We start from the raw sequence: 22,704 nt of genomic DNA, 5'->3' as shown, positions 1-22,704 counted from the left end.
TATCAGTCTCCATTATTAATATTTAAAATATATTGATTAATTTGAGTTTTAATAACTTCTAAATGATCAGATTCATTCTCGATTTTTTTAATATTATGTGCGTATTCTTCAAGTTCTTTAAATGAAGTAGTACCTTCTACAATTTGTTTACCTATACCTTCATTAAATGATTGGTATTTTTTATTAATAATATTTTCAAAGAACTTATCTTCTATCATTTTGTAAGCTACTTTTAAACCTAATGCAAATGTATCCATACCTGAAATATGTGTTAATAATAAATCTTCTTGTTTAAATGAAGTTCTTCTAGGTTTAGCATCAAAGTTTAAACCACCTGGAGTTAAGCCACCATTCTTAAGAATTTCGTACATAGCTAAAGTTGTATCATACACATCAGTTGGAAATTCATCCGTATCCCAGCCTAATTGTGGATGGCCCTGGTTAGCATCAACTGAACCTAACAATTGATTATCACGTGCATATCTCAACTCGTGTTGGAAAGTATGCCCAGCTAAAGTTGCATGGTTTGCTTCAATATTAAATTTGAAGATTTTATCTAAACCATATTTTTGTAAAAATGCATGTCCAGTAGCAACATCTGTATCATATTGATGAGAAGTTGGTTCTTTCGGTTTAGGTTCAATTAAAAATTGTCCTTCGTAACCAATTTCTTCAGCATAACTCTTCGCCATTTTGAAGAAATTAGCTAAGTTATCTAATTCTAATTTCATATCAGTATTTAATAAGCTTTCGTAACCTTCACGACCTCCCCAGAATACAAAGTTTTCAGAACCTAGCTTTTTAGCAATTTCTAAAGATTTTTTAACTTTTGCTGCTGCATATGCATATACTTTAGCATTAGAAGAAGTTGCTGCACCATGAACAAAACGCTCGTGAGTGAAATTGTTAGTTGTATTCCATAATAATTTCTTACCAGTCTGTTTCATCTTCTCTTGAATTAAATCTACAATCACATCTAAATTTTCATTAGATTCTTTTAAAGTTTTACCTTCTGGAGCAATATCTACATCGTGGAAACAGAAATATTCGATACTTAATTTTTCCATGAATTCAAAAATTGCTTCAACACGAGCCTTCGCTTTACCCATTTCATCTAAATTATCCCAATCACGCTCAGCCGTACCAACACCGAATGGATCTGAAAGGTCAGCTGTGAACGTATGCCAGTATGCAACACTAAATCTTAAATGTTCCGCCATCGTTTTGTCGCCAAGTTTTTCTTCTGGATTATAATATTTAAAACTAAATATATTATTTGAATTAGAACCTTCGTATTTTATTTTATCAACGTTAAAGTATGTCATGATAATCCCCCTAGTTTTAGTTGGTTAGTTTATTAAACAAACTAACTTTAAAAACAATATAGCATAACGAAATAAATATGTAAACGCTTACTAATTAAATTAAAAATATAGATTTAACCCAAATTTTTTTTCATAACTTCTAGCTATTAGTGATCAGGTAAAATCTAAAAAATTCAAATATAAAAAAGGAGTGGGTAGAAATCTAATTTTATGAAAAAGATTTCGTATCCCACTCCTTTTAACCTATTATAGAAAATATCCTACATAAGTCATATGTGCAATTAAATTATAAATTGTATTATGGCGATTACTATTAATATAATTAGCATTCCTCGTTGAATAGAATCAGGTACTTTCTTACCCACTTTCAATCCTATCGGTGCAAAAATAATACTACCAATTATCAAAAAAATTGCACTTTCTACTGGTATATATCCTTGCATTAATTTTATAAAAAATGCCCCTACTGAAGATATAAAAGCAATTGCTATGCTATTGTTCACTACCGTATTCATTGGTAATTTAAATAATGCTAATAATACAGGAATGATGATAAATGCTCCACCTGCACCCACAATTCCCGAAATTACACCAATTCCAAATCCAACTATAATAAGTAGCAAAGGTTTAGATTTCGTCTCTTGTGTAGTAGGTTTAACTTTAATAAACATCAATATTAAAGCAAGTATGGCGATTATTACATATACCGTATTTACAAAAGTAGCATTAAACAAACTAGCTAAAATTGCCCCTAACATGCTTCCAATCAACATACCCCCTCCCATATATATAACAAGTTTAGGAGAGAAAGCTGGTTGTTTTCTTGCATTTAATGATCCACCAAGTGTACTGAAAAATACTTGACTAGAGGTAAGTCCCGAAGCAATATATGCACTATACGCAGGTATACCTATTAATGGTGGCAATATAAGAATAGCTGGGTAAATAATAATTGCGCCCCCAATACCTATTAATCCAGATATAAATCCACCCAGTACGCCAATTAGCAACATAATAGTCATATTTGCTATATCCATTATTTACTTTTAACTAATAAATTAACTGCTTCATTAATTAATTCTTGAGAACTTTCATTATTTTCTTCTGCTGTTTTGACGCATTCTATTAAATTTTTACTAATTATAATCCCCATTAAACGTTGTATAGAACCTTTAGATGCACTAAGTTGCGTAATTATATCTTTGCAATCTTTTTCTTCTTCCATCATTTTTACGACACCATTTAATTGACCTTGTATTCTATTTATACGATTAATCATTTTTTTATCATAAGTCACATTCATTTCCTCCACATAAATTGATTAAGTTAATAATAATAAATTAAAACAAAATTGTCAAATACCCCTATAGGTATTTGACAAATGATTCTATCCGTTTTATTATACCCTCATAGGTATTTATAGGAGGTAAGTATGGAACAATACAAAGAAGTACACATTAATTCATTAAACAAAGAAGAATTAGAAAAATTGGCAAAAATGGGTCAATTGATTGATGTTAGAACAAAAGAAGAATATGAATTAGGACACATTAACGGTTCAACTTTACACCCAGTAGAAGAGATTAAATCATTCAATAAGAATAGCAACAAAACGTATTATATACATTGTAAAAGCGGTAACCGAAGCACTAAAGCTTGCGATTATTTAGCCAAACAAGGTTATGATGTCGTGAATTTAAAGGGTGGATATAAAGATTATGAAGCAAAGAACTTCAATAGTGCTCCTTTAATAGAAAAAGATATTGAAATCAAAGAGAATCGTAAACAATTTGATTTTAGAGGTCTTCAGTGCCCTGGACCTATTGTTAATATCAGTAAAGAAATTAACAAGATTTCAACGGGTGAGCAAATCGAGGTAACAGTTACAGATCCTGGTTTCAATAGTGATATTAAAAGTTGGGCGAAACAAACAGGGAATACCCTTGTAAATCTTACTGAAGAAGCAAATGTAATTAATGCAATTATTCAAAAAGAAAAGCCAAAAGAATTTGAAATCAATGACACTGCTACAGGTACAACAATTGTTTTATTTAGCGGTGAGTTAGATAAGGCAGTAGCAGCAATGATCATCGCAAATGGCGCTAAAGCAGCAGGTAAAGATGTAACTATTTTCTTTACTTTTTGGGGCCTCAACGCATTAAAAAAAGCGCAATCAACTCGCGTTAAAAAGAAAGGTATTTCCAAAATGTTTGACCTTATGTTACCTAAGGATCCAATACATATGCCATTATCAAAAATGAATATGTTTGGACTAGGTAATATTATGATGCGTTATGTAATGAACAAGAAAAATGTTGATTCTTTATACTCACTTATCGATCAAGCAATCGATCAAGATATAAAGTTAATTGCTTGTACCATGAGTATGGATGTTATGGGAATTTCAAAAGAAGAATTAAGAGATGAAGTCGATTATGGTGGCGTAGGTACTTATATTGGACATACTGAGCAAGCAAATCATAACTTATTTATCTAATTAATAAAATCTATTTTAAAAAGGAGTTTTTTTATGTTTTTCAAACAATTTTATGAAGACAATTTGTCACAAGCATCTTATTTAATTGGATGTCAACGTACAGGAGAAGCAATGATTATTGACCCTATACGAGATTTAACAAAATATTTAAAAGTTGCAGATAAAGAAGGATTCACAATTACTAAAGCTGCAGAAACACATATTCATGCTGATTTTGCTTCAGGTATTAGAGATGTGGCAAATAAATTGAATGCAAGTATATACGTATCTGATGAAGGTAAAGATGAATTTAATTATAAAAATATGCCTAAACAAACACATTTCGTTAAGCATCAAGATATTATCTATTTAGGAAAGATTAAATTAGAAGTCTTACACACTCCAGGCCATACCCCTGAGAGTATTAGTTTTTTACTTACTGACGAAGGTGGGGGTTCCAGTATACCCATGGGATTATTTAGCGGTGACTTCATCTTTGTTGGTGATGTAGGTAGACCAGATCTATTAGAAAAAGCTGTAAATGTTGAAGGTTCTACAAAAATCGGAGCAAAACAAATGTATCAGTCCATACAATTTGCTGCAACATTACCAGACTATATTCAAATTTGGCCAGGTCATGGTGCAGGGAGTCCTTGTGGTAAAGCGCTAGGTTCATTACCTACAACTACTTTGGGTTATGAGAAAATAAACAACTGGGCTTTTAATGTTAAAGATGAAACTTCATTTATCGAAACTTTAACACTCAATCAGCCAGCTCCACCACACCATTTTTCACAAATGAAAAAAATAAATCAATTTGGTATGCAAATGTACCAACCATATAATGTTTACCCTAGTTCAAGCAATACACAAACTGCTTTTGATCTTCGAAGTAAAGAAGCATTCCATGGTGGTCATATGCATGGAACTATCAATATTCCTTTTAATAAAACTTTTATAAATCAAATTGGTTGGTATTTAGATTATGACAAAGATATTGAATTAATTGGCGATAAATCTACCGTTCAACAAGCTATTCATGCTTTACAATTAATTGGTTTTGAAAATGTAAAAAGTTACCGTTTGCCACAAACAAATATCGTCACATCATCTATTCATAGTTCTGAAATGACTGGTGAAGAACATAATGTATTAGATGTTCGTAATGATGATGAATGGCGTAAAGGTCATTTAAAACAAGCAATTCATATTCCTCACGGTAAACTTTTAAATGAAGATATACCTTTCGATAAAAATGACCTAATTTATGTACATTGTCAATCAGATGTTAGAAGTTCAATAGCGGTAGGAATATTAGAATATAAAGGATTTACGAATATTGTTAACGTTAGAGGTGGCTATCAACATTTACCAGCATCTTTAAAATAGTTTTCTTCTGCAATAGAACTATAAAAATCCCTCAATCCGAAAATTCAATTCGGATTGAGGGATTTTTTTATAAAGACAATTACGAACTTTGATTATTCATTTGAATTAGTCTTTTATGATTTTATATCTAAGTATATATCATTAATCTGCAGTACTTTTTCGATAATTGCTAATGTGCCACCTAACAAAGTTGCAAATTTCACATTTGATGTTAATTTTATTTGAATTTCGTTACGTGAATATTGTTTGAACTGGTTCTTAATTGCTTCTAATATTTCAGGCATTTCATTGAACAATGGACAGTTAATGTAAATTGCATTCGGATTAAACTGGGTGTTTAAATTATGTATTAAAACAGCAATTTTATTTATAAATTGTTCCATTTCTTCAACTACGACTGGATTTTTTTCATTATAAAATTGAATTAATTTGCTAAGCGTCATCTTCTCATTTAGTTGATTACTTAAATTATGCAGTAAAGCTTCTTGTGAAAAAATATCTTCAATCTTATGAAAGATCTCCACATTATCGCTAACTTTTGAGACAAGTGTTTTTCCAATTTCACCCGCTTCCCCATTTGCACCACGATACAATTGATTATTAATAATAAGCCCAGCACCAATACCTTTATGTATACTTAAAGCAATAAGATTATTGTAGGATAAATTATGATTAAAATTACGTTCATATAACGCTGAAAGATTCGCTTCATTTTCAACTACGACTGGAACATTAGTAATTTCTTTTATTTTCTTAGCAATTGAAATTCCTTCAGTTTCATGGAAAGGTAAATATGTCACATGCTGCTCATTATCCACAACTCCATGTATAGAAACAGACACACCTAATAGTCCGTTATAAGTATCAAGTTTCTCCTGAATATCAATATGTTTTTTTATTATGCTTAATATACTACTAACCTTTTCATCAGGTAAATCATAAGATTCATGCTTAATGACATTACCATCAAAATAATTGTACATCACTTCAACAGAACTATAAGTTAAATCCAAAGAAATAAAATAACCATAAAGATGATTAACCTTCAGAAGAATAGGTTTTCTACCACCACTCTTCGTGCTATCACCCTCACCAACCTCATTAACAACAGATTTATACTTTAACTTATTCAAAATACTAGAAATCGTTGCCTTATTAATCTCAAGATTTTTAGATATTTGAGTACGCGAAATATTATGATGGTTATAAATTTCCCTTAGCACTCTTTTTTCATTATCATTTATATTTAAAATATTTTCCATAATTGCCTACCCCATAAGTTATTTTGAATTTAGTTTATAGTTTATCATGTATTTTTATACCAACTATTTTAACATAAATTAAATTAAACCTTAGAACAACTTAAAACCTCACTTAGGTTATCATCTTCGTTCTTTTATTTTTTTTTTATTATTTCAATAAATTACGTATTTCCAATATGACGATTTTTTATGCAAAGTCGTTGTATGTTTTTCAAATTTTTGACATTTATGCAATCTAAATAGCCAATTAGGGAATTTTTAACATTTTTTATTTGTTTGATTTTATACTTAATGTATCTTAAATAGAAAGAGGGTATGCATATGGATTTCACTGGTGTTATTACAAGCATTATTGATTTAATCAAGACTTGCATTCAGACTTTCGGTTAATTTTTTCAACTAAAAAACAGAGGAAATATTCAACGACTTGATTGTTTCCTCTGTTTTCTATGTATTGTTGTAAATACAACAATTTTATTTTTTATTCAATATATTTCTCAATTCTTCTATTTCATCTTGTGATAGATCTTCTTTTTCTACAAAGTTTAAGACAAGTGAATTGAAACCGCCTTTGTATACTTTATTGATAAAGTTTTTAGATGTTTTATATTTTATATCACTTTCTTCTACAAGAGAGTAATATTGAAAAATTTTATTGTCTTTTTTACGATCTATAAATCCCTTTTTATACAATCTCGTTATAAGTGTACGAATGGTTTTTGGACTCCAGTCCTTTTGCATTTGTATTTCTTCTATTATATTATTCGCACTTGCATATTTTTTCATCCAAATGATATTCATAACTTCCCATTCTGCAGATGATATTTCATACGTTTTATTATCCATTATATTAACTCCATTTCTTTTAAAATACGCTCAGAAATTTGTTGTGCTTTTTCGCCATTCGCATTGTCTTCGCCTTTTAAATGTGTAGCAAAATAATACGTATTATCTTTCGTTTCAACATAACCTACGAACCATCCATTTGCTTCTTTGTGATTCACGATTCCTGTTCCAGTTTTACCTACATATTTATAAGTATCTTTTTGTTTCAAAGTCATACTATTTTCAACTTTTTCAATAGCCTTATTATCAAAATGCATGTTATGTTGTTTCATATTTTTCAACAAATTAACCTGTTCTATTGCAGAAATTTTTAATGAAGATTCATTCCAATAATTTTCATTCCCTGATATTTCTTCATTACCATATTCAATTTGATCTAAATAAGATTTAACCTCATCTTGTCTTAAATGTTTGTTTAAATTTTCGTAATACCAATTTACTGAATATTTCATTGAAGAATTTAAATTTTGATCTTGGTTCCATTCTTTAAATGGATATTGATGTTTATCCCATTGTTGTTCAGTATGATTTAATGAGAGTAAATTTTGGTCGAATGCCATTAACGCTAAATAAATTTTGTAAGTAGAATTAGGTGAATATCGTTGTTTACTTTCTGGTTCATTATAAATAGAATAAGCTTGCTCCCGCTCATTATAAAGCACAAAACTTCCATCAAATCCTTTGAAATACGGAGCTAGTTGATTTAATTTTTTATATGATACATTTGTTTCATATTTGTCTTGTTGAACATGTGCAGATAGTAACGGTGCTTGTATTAAAAGCGATATACTACATACAATATACGCAACAATACGCTTGTTTCGATTAGGTTTAGGTATTGAATCATAAAGTGCAATATACTTAACACGTTCTTTAATATTTGAATTAAAACCTAGTAAATATTGTGCTGCCACATTATTTATGTGATGAGATTTTAAAATAGAGCATTTTAATATCGATTCACCATAACGTATATGTTCATGTCGATTCAAAATTTTTAAAACGTTTCTATCACATACTTTTTCACAGTCATTGTCCATCATTGTTTTACTTATATATAGTGCAGGATTAAACCAGAATATCATTTTAAAAACAACATAAAGCTGGTTGAATATTAAGTCATGACTTTTCACATGTGATAGTTCATGTAGAATAATATATTCAATTTCTTTGTCATTCATGGTTTCGACTACGACAGTTGGTAGTACAATTTGGGATTTCACTAAACCAAATACCATCGGATTATCAATGTTTGAACTATAACTAATTGTTATATGCTTTTTGTAGAACTGCATCTTACTTTGACATACTTTAAGTCGTTCATTAAGATATGGCGATTCCAATGACGAACTTTTAATAATATCAATTTGTCGGAATGCCTTAATCATATAAAATAAGCACAACAAACTACCAAATACCCATATCAAAAGAATCATATACGTTATATTTGAGGTCTCAAACTGATTAACATTAATTGCTAAGTCTTTCGTAACAGATGATTGTTGACCATCTAACATATGACTAACCGAAGAAGTCGTGTCAGATACATTTCGATTCATCATATCTTTTGAAAATGTAAAATTCGATATTTTGTAAAATGGTATTAATGGAATTAACGTGGAGACGAGCACTAATAACCAAATCTTATGTGACATAATATTTTGAGTATATTTTATATAGAGCATTCTCACTAAAAAAATTACACATATCGTGAGCAATGAACTGATTATACTTAACATTAAAAAAGATGATAACACCTGCTACACCTCCATATCACAAAAATTATAACATTATTTTGACATAAATACTACATTTGTAATATACTACAAATGTAGTCCTATATAAGGAGGATATTGATGAAAAAGATAAAAATTGTTCCACTTATTTTAATAGTTGTAGTTGTCGGGTTTGGTATATATTTTTATGCTTCAAAAGATAAAGAAATTAATAATACTATTGATGCAATTGAAGATAAAAATTTCAAACAAGTTTATAAAGATAGCAGTTATATTTCTAAAAGCGATAATGGTGAAGTAGAAATGACTGAACGTCCGATAAAAATATATAAAAGTTTAGGCGTTAAAGATATAAACATTCAGGATCGTAAAATAAAAAAAGTATCTAAAAATAAAAAACGAGTAGATGCTCAATATAAAATTAAAACAAACTACGGTAACATTGATCGCAACGTTCAATTTAATTTTGTTAAAGAAGATGGTATGTGGAAGTTAGATTGGAATCATAGCGTCATTATTCCAGGAATGCAGAAAGACCAAAGCATACATATTGAAAATTTAAAATCAGAACGTGGTAAAATTTTAGACCGAAACAATGTGGAATTGGCCAATACAGGAACAGCATATGAGATAGGCATCGTTCCAAAGAATGTATCTAAAAAAGATTATAAAGCAATCGCTAAAGAACTAAGTATTTCTGAAGACTATATCAAACAACAAATGGATCAAAATTGGGTACAAGATGATACCTTCGTTCCACTTAAAACCGTTAAAAAAATGGATGAAGATTTAAGTGATTTCGCAAAAAAATTTCATCTTACAACTAATGAAACAGAAAGTCGTAACTATCCTCTAGAAAAAGCGACTTCACATCTATTAGGTTATGTTGGTCCCATTAACTCTGAAGAATTAAAACAAAAAGAATATAAAGGCTATAAAGATGATGCAGTTATTGGTAAAAAGGGACTCGAAAAACTTTACGATAAAAAGCTCCAACATGAAGATGGCTATCGTGTCACAATCGTTGACGATAATAGCAATACAATCGCACATACATTAATAGAGAAAAAGAAAAAAGATGGCAAAGATATTCAACTAACTATTGATGCTAAAGTTCAAAAGAGTATTTATAACAACATGAAAAATGATTATGGCTCAGGTACTGCTATCCACCCTCAAACAGGTGAATTATTAGCACTTGTAAGCACACCTTCATATGACGTCTATCCATTTATGTATGGCATGAGTAACGAAGAATATAATAAATTAACCGAAGATAAAAAAGAACCTCTGCTCAACAAGTTCCAGATTACAACTTCACCAGGTTCAACTCAAAAAATATTAACAGCAATGATTGGGTTAAATAACAAAACATTAGACGATAAAACAAGTTATAAAATCGATGGTAAAGGTTGGCAAAAAGATAAATCTTGGGGTGGTTACAACGTTACAAGATATGAAGTGGTAAATGGTAATATCGACTTAAAACAAGCAATAGAATCATCAGATAACATTTTCTTTGCTAGAGTAGCACTCGAATTAGGCAGTAAGAAATTTGAAAAAGGCATGAAAAAACTAGGTGTTGGTGAAGATATACCAAGTGATTATCCATTTTATAATGCTCAAATTTCAAACAAAAATTTAGATAATGAAATATTATTAGCTGATTCAGGTTACGGACAAGGTGAAATACTGATTAACCCAGTACAGATCCTTTCAATCTATAGCGCATTAGAAAATAATGGCAATATTAACGCACCTCACTTATTAAAAGACACGAAAAACAAAGTTTGGAAGAAAAATATTATTTCCAAAGAAAATATAAATCTATTAACTGATGGTATGCAACAAGTCGTAAATAAAACACATAAAGAAGATATTTATAGATCTTATGCAAACTTAATTGGCAAATCCGGTACTGCAGAACTCAAAATGAAACAAGGAGAAACTGGCAGACAAATTGGGTGGTTTATATCATATGATAAAGATAATCCAAACATGATGATGGCTATTAATGTTAAAGATGTACAAGATAAAGGAATGGCTAGCTACAATGCCAAAATCTCAGGTAAAGTGTATGATGAGCTATATGAGAACGGTAATAAAAAATACGATATAGATGAATAACAAAACAGTGAAGCAATCCGTAACGATGGTTGCTTCACTGTTTTATTATGAATTATTAATAAGTGCTGTTACTTCTCCCTTAAATACAATTTCTTCATTTTCATTGTATGTTGAAAGTGACACTGTAACGAGTCCATTTTCTTTTTTTATGGATTTCTTATTTGTAATTTCAGCGATAACGTACAATGTATTACCTGGGTATACAGGTTTAATAAATTTAACGTTATTCATTTGTGTTCCTGCTACAACTTCTTCTCCGTATTTACCTTCTTCTACCCATAATTTAAATGATATTGAAAGTGTATGCATGCCAGATGCAATGATACCTTTAAATCTACTTTGTTCTGCTTTTTCTTTATCTATATGCATATATTGAGGATCAAAAGTTGTTGCAAATTGGATAATTTCTTCTTCTGTAATATGAAGGCTTTTTGTTTTGAATGTTTCTCCTACTATAAAATCATCGTATTTCATATATGTCTCTCTTTCTTATTCAAATTAATTTTTTAGTATGTAACATGTTAAAGGTAAGTCTACCGTCACTGAAACGTAAGACTCACCTCTAACTTTCTATTGAGACAAATGCACCATTTTATCTGCATTGTCTGTAAAGATACCATCAACTCCCCAATTAGCAAGTTGGTTTGCACGTGCTGGTTTGTTTACAGTCCATACGTTCAATTCATAACCCGCTTCTTTTACCATTTTTACTTTTGCTTTAGTAAGTTTGGCATCTTCAGTGTTTACTATTTTAGCATTACAGTAATCTAAAAGTGTTCTCCAGTCTTCACGAAACGAAGTTGTATGGAATATAACTGCTCTGTTATATTGTGGCATGATTTCTTCTGCAAGTTTAACAAGCACAACATTAAAGCTTGAAATGAGCACTTCTTGATTCTGATTTAAGTTTGTTAATTGTTCTTCCACTTGCTTAACCATACTTTTAGAAAGTGCTAGTCCATTCGGTCCAGTAATACCTTTTAATTCTACATTTAAATTCATATTATATTCATTTGCTATTTTTACTACATCATCGAAAGTTGGCAAATGTTCATCTTTGAATTTTTCACCAAACCAAGATCCTGCAGAAGCATCTTTAATTTCATCATAATTCAATTCAGTTATTTCCCCGGACATATTTGTAGTCCGTTCTAAATAATCATCATGAATGATAATCAGTTGTTCATCTTTTGTAATTGCAACATCTAACTCCAACCAGTTTATACCTTCTACTTCTGAAGCAGCTTTAAATGATGCAATTGTATTTTCCGGAGCTTTACTAGGTAATCCTCTATGTCCATATACAGTTAGCATATTACCTCTCCTTGCATTTTTATTTTTTTAATTAACGTAACTGTATTATCACATTAATCGCACTTTTATTTCCATTAAAAAGAGATGAATATCATAAATAAAGAAGTCGATAGATTCGTATTGATTATAGAGTTAATCTACGTCTCATCTCATTTTTAAAAAATCATTTATGTCCCAAGCTCCATTTTGTAATCAAGTCTAGTTTTTCTGTACCCCTTATCTGCAATTTTACTTAGGATTGCTTTTAACTTACCTCTTATCTGCAATTTTACTTAGGATTGCTTTTAACTTACCCCTTATCAGCAATTTTACTTAGAACTGCTTTTAACGCACCTCTTATCAGCAATTTTGCCTAGAACTGCTTTTAACTTACCTCTTATCTGCAATTTTACTGAGAACTGCTTTTAACTTACCCCTTATCAGCAATTTTGCATGGAATTGCTTTTAACTTACCTCTTATCTGCAATTTTACTTAGGATTGCTTTTAACTTACCCCTTATCTGCAATTTTACTGAGAATTGCTTTTAACTTACCTCTTATCTGCAATTTTACTGAGAACTGCTTTTAACAAACCTCTTATCTGCAATTTTACTTAGAACTGCTTTTAACATACCTCTTATCTGCAATTTTACTGAGAACTGCTTTTAACGTACCTCTTATCTGCAATTTTGCCTAGAACTGCTTTTAACATACCTCTTATCTGCAATTTTACTTAGAATTGCTTTTACTATTCCTCTTATTAGTATAATCTCAGTAAAAATGCGTATAAAAATGAAAATTACAACCGATTTTGTAAGTGCTGACGCCTGAGGGAATAGTATGTGCGAGAGACTAATGGCTCGAGCCATACCCCTAGGCAAGCATGCACGTACAAAATCGTAAGATAAAAAAATAAGCATATCACTGTAAACTTTAAAAAATCAGTTTAGTGATATGCTTATTTATTTCGAGTTAGGATTTATGTCCCAAGCTCATCAAGCACAATCGGCCACTAGTTTATTTCTCTATCTTATATGTTCTGATATGGTCTTCTATACTGTATAAGTATACTTTTGAATATGGATCTTGTGTCAATTCACGTTCGAAATCAAATTCTTGATTATCAAATCTGTTAAAGAATGTTTCGTATTCTTCGACTGATAATTGCTCTCTAGATTCTAGCATATTTAAGTGTTTCTCTTTATCTAATGCTTTGTCATATCCTTCAACGATTGAACCACTAAAGATTTCTCCTACTGCTCCTGAACCATAACTAAATAGACATACTTTCTCTTCTGGTTGGAATGTGTGGTTCTGTAATAACGAAATTAAACTTAAGTATAATGATCCTGTATAAATGTTACCAACATCTCTATTCCATAATACTGATTCTTGGTAAGCATCCATTAATCTATTTTTGATTGAATCTTCTACGTTTTCCTTTAAAATAGTCTTGAAAGCCTTTTCCCCCATTTTAGTAAATGGTACGTGGAAACAGAATGATTCAAAGTCGTTTACAGTATATCCAGTACGTTTAGAGTATTCATTCCAAACTGTATTAAATGATTCGATATATGCGTCTTTAGATAAAGCGCCATCTACGACAGGATATTTTTCAGAAGTTGGTCTCCAAAAATCGTATACATTATTCGTATATGCTACGCTATCGTCATTTAATTCTAAAATTCTAGGATTATGACTTAATAATAACGCAACTGCTCCTGCACCTTGTGTAGGTTCGCCACCTGAATTTAATCCGTAACGTGCAATATCTGATGCGATTACAAGTACTTTTTTACCAGGATTGTTGGATAAGAAATCTTTTGCAAGTTGTATTGCTGCAGTAGCAGAGTAACATGCTTCTTTCATTTCTATACAACGCGCGAAAGGTTGAATATTTAATTGATTGTGTATTTCAACAGATGCTGCTTTTGAGTGATCAATTCCCGATTCAGTAGCTACGATTACCATATCGATATCTTTTTTGTCTTGCTCAGATAAAATATCTTGAGCTGCATTAATACCCATTGATATAATATCTTGGCTCACAGGATTAACAGCCATTTTTGTTTGGCCAATACCAATCTTGAATTTATTTGGGTCTACTTCACGAGCTTTTGCCAAATCATCCATGCTAACATAGAAATTTGGGATGTAAAAATCTAATTTATCAATACCTATTGCCATAATAATTTCCTCTCAATATGTTATTTTATAGTTAAATCATATCAAAATAACATATTTAATGACAATTATTAATAAATAAATTTTTTAAGGAGAACATAAACATGAACAAAGTTGTAATAGTTAGTGCTCAAAGAACACCTGTAGGAAAATTCAGAGGAAAGTTGAGTAACTACTCTGCAGTAGAATTAGGGACTGCTGCATTAAAATCTGCAATTAACAAAATTCAACTAGATCCTAATCATATAGAAAACGTTATTTTCGGGAATGTCATTCAAGCAGGAACTGGTCAAAACCCAGCACGTCAAATAGCAGTTAACGCTGGTTTACCTTATTCAACACCTGGTATGACTGTGAATGAAGTTTGTGGATCAGGACTTAAATCTATTATTTTAGGTAAACAACTGATCCAACTTGGAGAAGCAAATGTTGTTGCTGTAGGCGGCGTTGAAAGTATGACGAATACACCAGACCTTATTCTTAAAAAAGGTGATTCACCAGTAAAAAGCTTTATGCATGATGGCTTAACTGATGTGTTTCATCAAATAGCTATGGGCTTAACTGCTGAAGAAATAGCAACTAAATACGAAGTTACTCGTACACAACAAGATGAATTTGCTATGAACTCTCATTTGAAATCTGACAAAGCAACAAAAGCAGGTAAATTTAACGAAGAGATAGTACCTCTAGAAGATCTAAATGGTGAAACTATGACTTCTGATGAATTAATTAGACCTGAAAGCAATATGGAAGACTTAGCAACTTTAAAAACAATTTTCAAAGAAGATGGCTCTGTTACAGCTGGTAACGCATCTGCTTTAAGTGATGGCGGTTCTGCTTTAATTCTTATGAGCGAAGCATATGCTAAAGAAAATGGTTATACAATTTTAGCTACTTTAGGACAACATGCCGAAATAGGTTGTGATCCATTATACATGGGTTACGCACCTTTTTATGCAGTAGAAGCTTTGTTAAACAAAACTGAAAAAAGTATTGAAGATATTGATTTAGTTGAGATGACAGAAGCTTTTTCAGCACAAAGTATTCCTGTGAAAAAGAATCTCAACATACCAGATGAGAAATTCAACATATACGGTGGCGCGATTGCTTTAGGACATCCACTAGGTTCAACAGGATCTAGACTTGTTACGACACTTACTCATGCGTTGAAGCAAGAAGATAAACATACTGGCATAGCGACTGCTTGTATTGGCGGTGGCCTAGGTATCGCATTAATGATAGAAAAAGGAGCAGGACTTTAATGAAACCTTTAACAAAAGATTTCAGACACTTATCCAGACCAGAAAAAATTAATCAATTAAAAGAACATGGTTGGATTCAAGAACAATCTGAACAAATATTACTAAACAATTCAGAAATAGATAAAGAATTATTAGAGAACTTAATCGAAAATGTAATCGGTCAAGGGACTTTACCAGTTGGCGTATTGCCTGAAATTATTGTGAATGGTAAATCGTATGCTGTTCCAATGATGGTTGAAGAGCCTTCAGTTGTAGCTGCAGCAAGTTATGGCTCTAAATTATTTAACAAGTCCGGTGGTCTAAAAATCATTCAAAGCGACAATATTAAATTAGGTCAAATTGTATTTGATAATGTTACAGATACTGCTCAACTATCTAAGGATATACTAAATTTAGAATCAGATATACACCAAGTAGCCGATCAAGTCTACCCTTCTATCCTTAAAAGAGGTGGCGGTTACCGCAAAATCGAAACGGATGAATTCCCTGAAGAAGGCATGCTTTCTTTAAAAGTTCATATCGATACACGTGATGCAATGGGTGCTAATATTATCAATACTATACTTGAAGGTATTGCACACTATTTAGAAACTCAATTAAGTGATACAAACGTATTAATGAGTATCCTTTCAAACTATTCAACAACATCTGTGATTCGCATCGAAGGTAAAATTGCCGTTTCAGACTTAGAAAAAGGTGAAGTAAGCGGTGCAGAAGTCGCACACCGTATGGAGAGAGCATCTGTATTAGCGCACATCGACCCATACAGAGCAGTGACTCATAATAAAGGTGTTATGAATGGTATTAGCTCTGTTGTATTAGCTTCAGGTAATGATACGAGAAGCGTTGAAGCAGGTGCGCATGCTTATGCAAGTAAAGACGGACAATATAGAAGTTTAACAACTTGGAAATATGATAGAAATAACGAATTTTTAGTAGGTACAATAGAATTACCATTAACACTTGGCATTATTGGCGGAAGCATAGACCTCTTACCAATATCTAAAGTTACATTAGACTTACTAGGCGTTAAAACAGCACAAGAATTAGCGCATATTGTAGCATCAGTCGGACTTGCACAGAACTTTTCAGCATGTCGTGCACTCGTATCAGAAGGTATACAACATGGTCATATGAACCTACACTATAAATCATTAGCAATTAAAATCGGTGCAAAAGGTAATGAAATCCAACTAATAACAGAAGCACTTAAAAATATGGATAAACCAAACCTAGAAGCAGCACAAGGATTACTTTATGAGATGAGAAATAACTAGAAATTTGGTGAGCTTAGATATGCGATTCGGTGCGCTAACGATCTTGTTTCGCTTTCTTGGACGTTAGAATTTCTAACGATCTTGTTTTCGTTTCTTGATCGTTAGCGCCACAAAAGTAAACATAAAAGAGCCTAGAACAGTATTCATCCTTGTTCTAGGCTCTTTCTTTGTATATCCTCAATATCAATTTGACATCTTCTTACAAAACACATTAAGATAGTGAAGTTGATTAAAAAAATAGGAGAAATTTATCATCATGAAAAATAAACTTACTTTTAAAGAAAATATATATATCGGATCATTACTTTTTGGCTTGTTTTTTGGAGCGGGAAATTTAATCTTCCCTATTCATTTAGGTCAATTGGCAGGATCGAATGTTTTAACGGCCAATATTGGTTTCTTAATTACTGCGATTGGTTTACCATTCTTAGGAATTATCTCAATTGGTATTTCTAAGACGAATGGTATTTTTGAAGTAACGACACGTGTAAATCGCAAATATGCTTATATATTCACGATTTTACTTTATCTTGTAATTGGTCCCTTTTATGCTTTACCTAGGCTTGCAACGACATCGTTTGAAATTGCATTTACACCGTTTATTTCAGATTCATCTGTCACATTATATTTATCGATATTTAGTATTTTATTCTTCTTAGTTGCTTGGTTTTTCTCAAAAAAACCTTCAAAAATTCTAGAATATATCGGTAAATTTTTAAATCCTGTATTTTTAGTCCTTTTAGGCTTATTGATTTTATTAGCGTTTATTAATCCAATTGGACAAGTATCAAATGCTAATATTAGTCCTGATTATGAAAACAGCGCGTTATTAAAAGGTTTCATTGATGGTTATAATACGCTAGATGCTTTAGCTGCACTTGCATTCGGTATTATTATCGTATCAACTATTAAAAAGTTAGGTATTACAAACCCAAATCATATTGCGAAAGAAACATTCAAATCTGGTACGATTAGTATTATTTTAATGGGTATTATTTATAGTTTATTAGCATTTATGGGTACGATGAGTTTAGGTCATTTTAAAGCGAGTGAAAATGGTGGCATAGCTTTAGCTCAAATCGCACGATATTATTTAGGTGATTACGGCATCATATTACTATCACTCATCATTATCGTAGCTTGCTTAAAAACTGCTATTGGCCTAATCACAGCCTTTTCAGAAACATTCACAGAACTATTTCCAAAGCAAAACTATTTAATGTTTGCAACAGTTGTAAGTATTATTTCATGTATTTTTGCTAATGTTGGTTTAACAAAAATTATTGAATACTCTACACCAGTATTAATGTTTTTATATCCTTTAGCGATTACAATTATTTTGCTAACGTTATTCAGTTCATTCTTTAATCATTCAAAAATCATTTATCAATTTACGACATATTTTACAATGATCGCTTCATTTGTTGATGGTATTAAAGCAAGTCCTGAATTCATCGCAAATACAGGTTTTGCACATGCAGTTATCACTTTTGGCGAAAAATTCTTACCATTCTTCACGATTGGAATGGGTTGGGTATTACCAGCCGTTGTCGGATTTATCATCGGCTTCATCGTATATCAATTTAAGAAATCATCATACAAAACAACATAATTCAGACAAAAGCAAGTTACCTCGACTAGGCACTGCACCCTTACTAAGGGAGCTCAATAAAAACACTATTTTCTAGGCTGCTAATTCCCTATATTCTATAGGGGATAAGTAGCCTAGTTTTTGTTGAATTCTAACTTTATTATAGTTTTCAATGTAATTTTCGACAATATCTATTACAATGGTATTAGAGCTTCTAAGCTCACTGTTTAAGTAGAATGTTTCACACTTTAGAGAGGCATGAAAACATTCTATTGGGGCATTATCAGCTGGCGTTCCCTTACGGGACATGCTTCTGGTAATGCCTTTTTCTGTACATAGGGCATAGTATTTATAAGAAGTATACACACTTCCTTGATCACTATGTAATATAGTACCTGGTTCCAATTGAAGTTGTTTTAATGTCTCATTTACTAATTCTTGATTTTATTTATTACCGATTTTATATGCCACAATTTCACCATTGTAAGCATCCATGATAGATGAAAGATACAACATTGTATTCCCGAAGGGTAAATAAGTGATATCTGTTAAAAGTACTTCTATAGGTTTCTCTGCTTTGAAGTTTCTATTTAATAGATTATGTGTCTTATAATATGCATTCCCTGGTCTTTTCGATTTCTTCATTCGTACTTTACAATTTAAATTATGTTTTTGCATAATCCTTTGTACATTTTTGTGATTAATTGGTTTATTATTTTTTCTATTTAACAAGGCAGTTATTTTTCTATAACCATATGTAAAACGATGTTTCTTACATAGTTCTATAATTTCTCGTTCATCCTCAGATATACTGAAATCTTTGTTTTTCCATCTGTAATAATTTGATTTTGGAACATCTAAAGCTTCTAAAATGACTTTCACTGTATATTTAGATTTCAATTCATTTACTAATTCAGCAACTACTTCTGGGACCACTTCCTTTCAAATTCCTTGTACTTTTTTTAAATTTCATTTTCTACTTCTTTGCGCTTTAATGCAATTTTTAGCGTCTCAACAGTACTCAATTCTTCATTTCCTTTTCCGTAGGAATATTGTTTACCTACTTGTTGATTGAATCTATGTGTTTCCCCATTTCTATACCATTTCCACCACACTTTAACTTGAGATTCATTTTTAATATTTAAAGCATCCATTATTTCTCTTGTACTATATCCTTTAAGTTTCATTTCTACTACTTTATATTTTGTTTCAACTGAATATGCCACTCTTTTCATGGAAAAAACACCTCCGTATAAATTGTTGTAAAAAAATAACATAATAATTATCATTTTGTTTATCCAATATTTTAATTACTTTTTTTGTTATAAATTTGCTTTTTTTGGGTATTACATATATAGCTATACTAGAGAAAGAGGTAGAACCATGGTTATGAACAACGGGAAAGGCTATTATGAAGATATCAGTGATGATTTGTTGTATGTTTCACAATCTATTAGCCAAAAAATCTCATCTGAAGATTTTAATTTATCAGATGAGAAGGAGATTATTAAAGACATTCTAGAAAAGTTGGAATCCCAATCCTCAGAATAATTCGTTATATACCGTCATAACGACTGCTCAAACTCCCATAGCAATCGTTATGATTTTTACTTTTTAAGATTAAAATATGCTTTAATCAAAGGCACCTCTTGATTGATTAATTCTTCTTGTGTCATATCAGTTGCATGTTCACCCCAAAATGATAATGCAGATCCTTTAACATTTTGACTATTCACTTCATTATAAGGATTCTTATTATAATAAAATTTGTTATATGCATATGCCCAACCTATATATTCAGCCTGTTCATTAATATCGTCCTGGCTAAACTGTTTTGAAGGCAAGAAATATAACGAATAATAATTATAGTTATATACATCAAAATAATATTTATCAAAATCTTCTACAGTTAAATTAGATTTATTGTCTTCATTTTGCTTCCAATATAATATTGAATAATGGTTATTTAAAGACTTCACCCCTTCATGCGTGACCATATCATTCCACATCTGTGGCTCATATCCTTGTTGAAATGCATAGTCACCTATTTGATTCATATATTCTATAAAGCTATTTTGATGCGCACCTCCACCTGCTACTTCATCCCCACCGAGTACAATTCGTTGTTGTTCTGCAAATTGAGGTTGTTTAAACAACTCTGTTATTTCATCAATTTGTCTATTTGTAACATCTACTGCTTTACGATTTGAGAAAAAATCTAAAGTGTTATCACTATAATCACTGATTATTTCTTGATATAATGATTTATCATTTTGTTTAATCAAAGATAAAAAAGCTTTGGAATGAGAGGGAAAATCCATATCTGGAATGACCATTACATTTAAATCATTACTATACTCAATAAGTGATTTCACTTCTGTTTTTGTTAAATAATATGGATTAGAAAAACTTTTACGATCAAAATATTCTGATTCAATTTCGTAATTTTCATCATCTGAAAAATGTAATTGAAGGTATTGACCATTGTGATCATGTATATATTTAACGATGGTTTTTAAAGTTTCTAAGGAATATGATTTTCTTGCGATGTCTACGGTGATACCTTTTTGTATACTTTCAGCTTGTACTTCATTGTTTAAAAAAGTGAAACTTAATAAAACAGATAAAGTGATTAGTATTTTACTTTTCATGTTGTCACCTTTTTCTATATAGTATGCAAACTGTTTTAATATGTATATTGATATATTTTAAGCGGAAACTCAATTGAGCTATCCCGCTTAAAATATATACAAAAATGCTTTTTATTAACTAAGCAAATTCTCTACTTCTCAGTATATCTCGGGTTATCTTTATTAAGTGTCCAATTACCTGTTGTTAAATATGAGGCATAGGCAGACCAACAAACATAAGGGATTAATAACAACCCTGCTGACTTATTCACTTTATAAAATTGAACAGTTGTTAAAATGACTGCACTCAATAAAACATAACTTTCAATAAGTGCTGTACCTCTTAATTTATATTTAAAATAAAGAATTGACCATAAATAATTTAAGCCCAACTGACTATAATAAGTAGTCTGTGTTGATTTAGTAGCACGCTCTTTCGTTATAATAGAATGTGCGATACCCATGCTTAAATATAGTATAGGCCATACAATTGGGAATATATACCCAGGTGGTGATGAACTGTACCCTGTCAAGTAGACAACTAAATAATAAAAATGGATTTTTGGTCGAGTTCATAGCTAAGCTATGGATTCGGCCATTTTTAATGTAATTCTATTAGTATTATAAAAATGGATATACTTAGTTAATTCATTTACTGCCTGTTCATAATTTATAAAAGAAAAGTTCTTATTGCCTTTATAAATTTCACTTTTCATCATTCCCCATACTGATTCCATAGGTCCATTATCAATACAACAGCCTACACGTGACATACTTTGAATCATTTTATGCTTTTTTAATTTTGCTTTGAAACTTCTAGAAGTATATTGAAACCCTCTATCGCTATGAAATATAATACCCTTGGTATTTTTTACTTGTTTAACTGCTTTTTCAAGCGTATTAAATACTAATTGGTTATTATTTGAACTACTCAATTCATAGCTTAAAATTGTTTTACTACCTAAATCATAAATCGCACTTAAGTATATTTTATTACCATTTTTTAATTTGAATTCAGTCACATCTGTTAACCATTTCTTATTTTTCTTACTTTCATTAAATGATCTATTTAAAATATTTTGCGCAGTTACTTCAGGAGTAAAAAGCCTATATCGCTTAGCTTTGCGACGTATAATAGCTTTTAATTTTAATTGTTTCATTAACCTATAAACACGCTTATGATTTACACGTTTATTTAATTTAAGACGGATATAGATATAAATGCGTCTATAACCATAAATACCTTGATATTGATGATAGATATCGTTGATATCTTCCATTAATGTATTATTTTCAATCTCTCTCT

The 22,704-nt window shown here is 30.8% G+C and carries 19 protein-coding genes and 2 pseudogenes; 8 read left to right on the top strand and 13 right to left on the bottom strand.

The window, feature by feature from the left end; translation table 11 throughout:
• Positions 1-2: 2 nt before the first annotated feature.
• The 3 genes from xylA to cstR form a co-directional block, all read right to left on the bottom strand.
• Positions 3-1,325, bottom strand: a complete 1,323-nt coding sequence (gene xylA, locus LQ598_RS09560; protein WP_107509768.1) for a xylose isomerase — start codon at positions 1,323-1,325, stop codon at positions 3-5.
• Between the two features lie 281 nt (positions 1,326-1,606).
• Positions 1,607-2,362, bottom strand: coding sequence for a sulfite exporter TauE/SafE family protein (locus LQ598_RS09555; protein ID WP_107509769.1), 756 nt, complete (start codon positions 2,360-2,362; stop codon positions 1,607-1,609).
• Positions 2,362-2,622: a persulfide-sensing transcriptional repressor CstR gene (cstR, locus tag LQ598_RS09550; RefSeq protein ID WP_107509770.1), complete on the bottom strand. Its 261-nt coding sequence runs from the start codon at positions 2,620-2,622 to the stop codon at positions 2,362-2,364. Before cstR ends, LQ598_RS09555 begins: the two co-directional genes overlap by 1 nt.
• A gap of 135 nt (positions 2,623-2,757) precedes the next feature.
• Between cstR and LQ598_RS09545 the strand changes: the two genes are divergently transcribed.
• Together LQ598_RS09545 and cstB are read left to right on the top strand one after the other, a co-directional pair.
• The gene (locus LQ598_RS09545; protein ID WP_107509771.1) at positions 2,758-3,822 is read left to right on the top strand and encodes a DsrE/DsrF/DrsH-like family protein; all 1,065 of its coding nucleotides are present in this window, start codon (positions 2,758-2,760) and stop codon (positions 3,820-3,822) included.
• Positions 3,823-3,855: 33 nt separating this feature from the next.
• Positions 3,856-5,190 carry a persulfide dioxygenase-sulfurtransferase CstB gene (cstB, locus tag LQ598_RS09540; RefSeq protein ID WP_107509772.1) on the top strand — a complete coding sequence of 445 codons (1,335 nt, stop codon included), beginning with the start codon at positions 3,856-3,858 and terminating at the stop codon, positions 5,188-5,190.
• 113 nt (positions 5,191-5,303) lie between these two features.
• On the opposite strand, the gene LQ598_RS09535 is transcribed toward cstB, so the two are convergent.
• Positions 5,304-6,452, bottom strand: coding sequence for an ROK family transcriptional regulator (locus LQ598_RS09535; RefSeq protein ID WP_275590103.1), 1,149 nt, complete (start codon positions 6,450-6,452; stop codon positions 5,304-5,306).
• A 321-nt stretch (positions 6,453-6,773) separates the two neighbouring features.
• Here LQ598_RS09535 and psm-mec point away from each other — a divergent pair, with 321 nt between their 5' ends.
• On the top strand, positions 6,774-6,842 hold the full coding sequence (gene psm-mec / locus LQ598_RS09530) for a phenol-soluble modulin PSM-mec (protein WP_103323307.1): 69 nt from the start codon (positions 6,774-6,776) through the stop codon (positions 6,840-6,842).
• Between the two features lie 84 nt (positions 6,843-6,926).
• Here psm-mec and mecI read toward each other — a convergent pair whose 3' ends face one another.
• Together mecI and mecR1 are read right to left on the bottom strand one after the other, a co-directional pair.
• Complete coding sequence (mecI, locus tag LQ598_RS09525) at positions 6,927-7,298, bottom strand: mecA-type methicillin resistance repressor MecI (RefSeq protein WP_000369214.1); 372 nt, start codon at positions 7,296-7,298, stop codon at positions 6,927-6,929.
• Positions 7,298-9,055 carry a beta-lactam sensor/signal transducer MecR1 gene (gene mecR1, locus LQ598_RS09520; RefSeq protein ID WP_107509773.1) on the bottom strand — a complete coding sequence of 586 codons (1,758 nt, stop codon included), beginning with the start codon at positions 9,053-9,055 and terminating at the stop codon, positions 7,298-7,300. The genes mecI and mecR1 overlap by 1 nt, the downstream gene beginning before the upstream one ends.
• A 96-nt stretch (positions 9,056-9,151) precedes the next feature.
• Between mecR1 and mecA the strand changes: the two genes are divergently transcribed.
• Positions 9,152-11,161: a PBP2a family beta-lactam-resistant peptidoglycan transpeptidase MecA gene (gene mecA, locus LQ598_RS09515; protein ID WP_239745451.1), complete on the top strand. Its 2,010-nt coding sequence runs from the start codon at positions 9,152-9,154 to the stop codon at positions 11,159-11,161.
• A gap of 45 nt (positions 11,162-11,206) precedes the next feature.
• On the opposite strand, the gene LQ598_RS09510 is transcribed toward mecA, so the two are convergent.
• From LQ598_RS09510 to LQ598_RS09500, 3 genes are all read right to left on the bottom strand, one after another.
• Positions 11,207-11,635 carry a MaoC family dehydratase gene (locus LQ598_RS09510; protein WP_000872606.1) on the bottom strand — a complete coding sequence of 143 codons (429 nt, stop codon included), beginning with the start codon at positions 11,633-11,635 and terminating at the stop codon, positions 11,207-11,209.
• Positions 11,636-11,731: 96 nt separating this feature from the next.
• Positions 11,732-12,475 (bottom strand): glycerophosphoryl diester phosphodiesterase, encoded by a 744-nt coding sequence (locus tag LQ598_RS09505; RefSeq protein WP_000958858.1) that lies wholly within the window; start codon positions 12,473-12,475, stop codon positions 11,732-11,734.
• A 996-nt stretch (positions 12,476-13,471) separates the two neighbouring features.
• The gene (locus tag LQ598_RS09500; protein ID WP_119634346.1) at positions 13,472-14,641 is read right to left on the bottom strand and encodes a hydroxymethylglutaryl-CoA synthase; all 1,170 of its coding nucleotides are present in this window, start codon (positions 14,639-14,641) and stop codon (positions 13,472-13,474) included.
• A 101-nt stretch (positions 14,642-14,742) separates the two neighbouring features.
• On the opposite strand from LQ598_RS09500, the gene LQ598_RS09495 reads away from it, so the two are divergent.
• The 3 genes from LQ598_RS09495 (at position 14,743) to brnQ (ending at position 18,789) form a co-directional block, all read left to right on the top strand.
• Positions 14,743-15,900, top strand: a complete 1,158-nt coding sequence (locus tag LQ598_RS09495; protein ID WP_078357491.1) for a thiolase family protein — start codon at positions 14,743-14,745, stop codon at positions 15,898-15,900.
• Entirely contained in the window at positions 15,900-17,177 is a 1,278-nt protein-coding gene (locus LQ598_RS09490) for a hydroxymethylglutaryl-CoA reductase, degradative (RefSeq protein ID WP_239720059.1), read from the top strand. The genes LQ598_RS09495 and LQ598_RS09490 overlap by 1 nt, the downstream gene beginning before the upstream one ends.
• Before the next feature lie 253 nt (positions 17,178-17,430).
• Complete coding sequence (brnQ, locus tag LQ598_RS09485) at positions 17,431-18,789, top strand: branched-chain amino acid transport system II carrier protein (protein ID WP_239720174.1); 1,359 nt, start codon at positions 17,431-17,433, stop codon at positions 18,787-18,789.
• 72 nt (positions 18,790-18,861) lie between these two features.
• Here brnQ and LQ598_RS09480 read toward each other — a convergent pair.
• Positions 18,862-20,003 (bottom strand): annotated as a pseudogene (locus LQ598_RS09480) (IS3 family transposase).
• Between the two features lie 154 nt (positions 20,004-20,157).
• On the opposite strand from LQ598_RS09480, the gene LQ598_RS09475 reads away from it, so the two are divergent.
• Positions 20,158-20,319, top strand: a complete 162-nt coding sequence (locus tag LQ598_RS09475; protein ID WP_182476378.1) for a hypothetical protein — start codon at positions 20,158-20,160, stop codon at positions 20,317-20,319.
• A gap of 56 nt (positions 20,320-20,375) precedes the next feature.
• Here LQ598_RS09475 and LQ598_RS09470 read toward each other — a convergent pair whose 3' ends face one another.
• From LQ598_RS09470 to LQ598_RS09460, 3 genes and pseudogenes are all read right to left on the bottom strand, one after another.
• A complete protein-coding gene (locus LQ598_RS09470; RefSeq protein ID WP_239732838.1) occupies positions 20,376-21,419 on the bottom strand; it encodes a family 20 glycosylhydrolase in 1,044 nt (347 codons plus the stop codon).
• A 131-nt stretch (positions 21,420-21,550) separates the two neighbouring features.
• Positions 21,551-21,913, bottom strand: a pseudogene (locus LQ598_RS09465) (TspO/MBR family protein); the annotation flags it as partial.
• Between the two features lie 63 nt (positions 21,914-21,976).
• Positions 21,977-22,704, bottom strand: a 728-nt coding sequence (locus LQ598_RS09460; protein ID WP_239745450.1) for an IS3 family transposase, incomplete at its 5' end; no start/stop codon positions are given.

Source organism: Mammaliicoccus sp. F-M27, from assembly GCF_022387115.1.
Lineage (GTDB): Bacteria > Bacillota > Bacilli > Staphylococcales > Staphylococcaceae > Mammaliicoccus > Mammaliicoccus vitulinus.
This window is presented reverse-complemented; position numbering and strand designations above follow the sequence as displayed.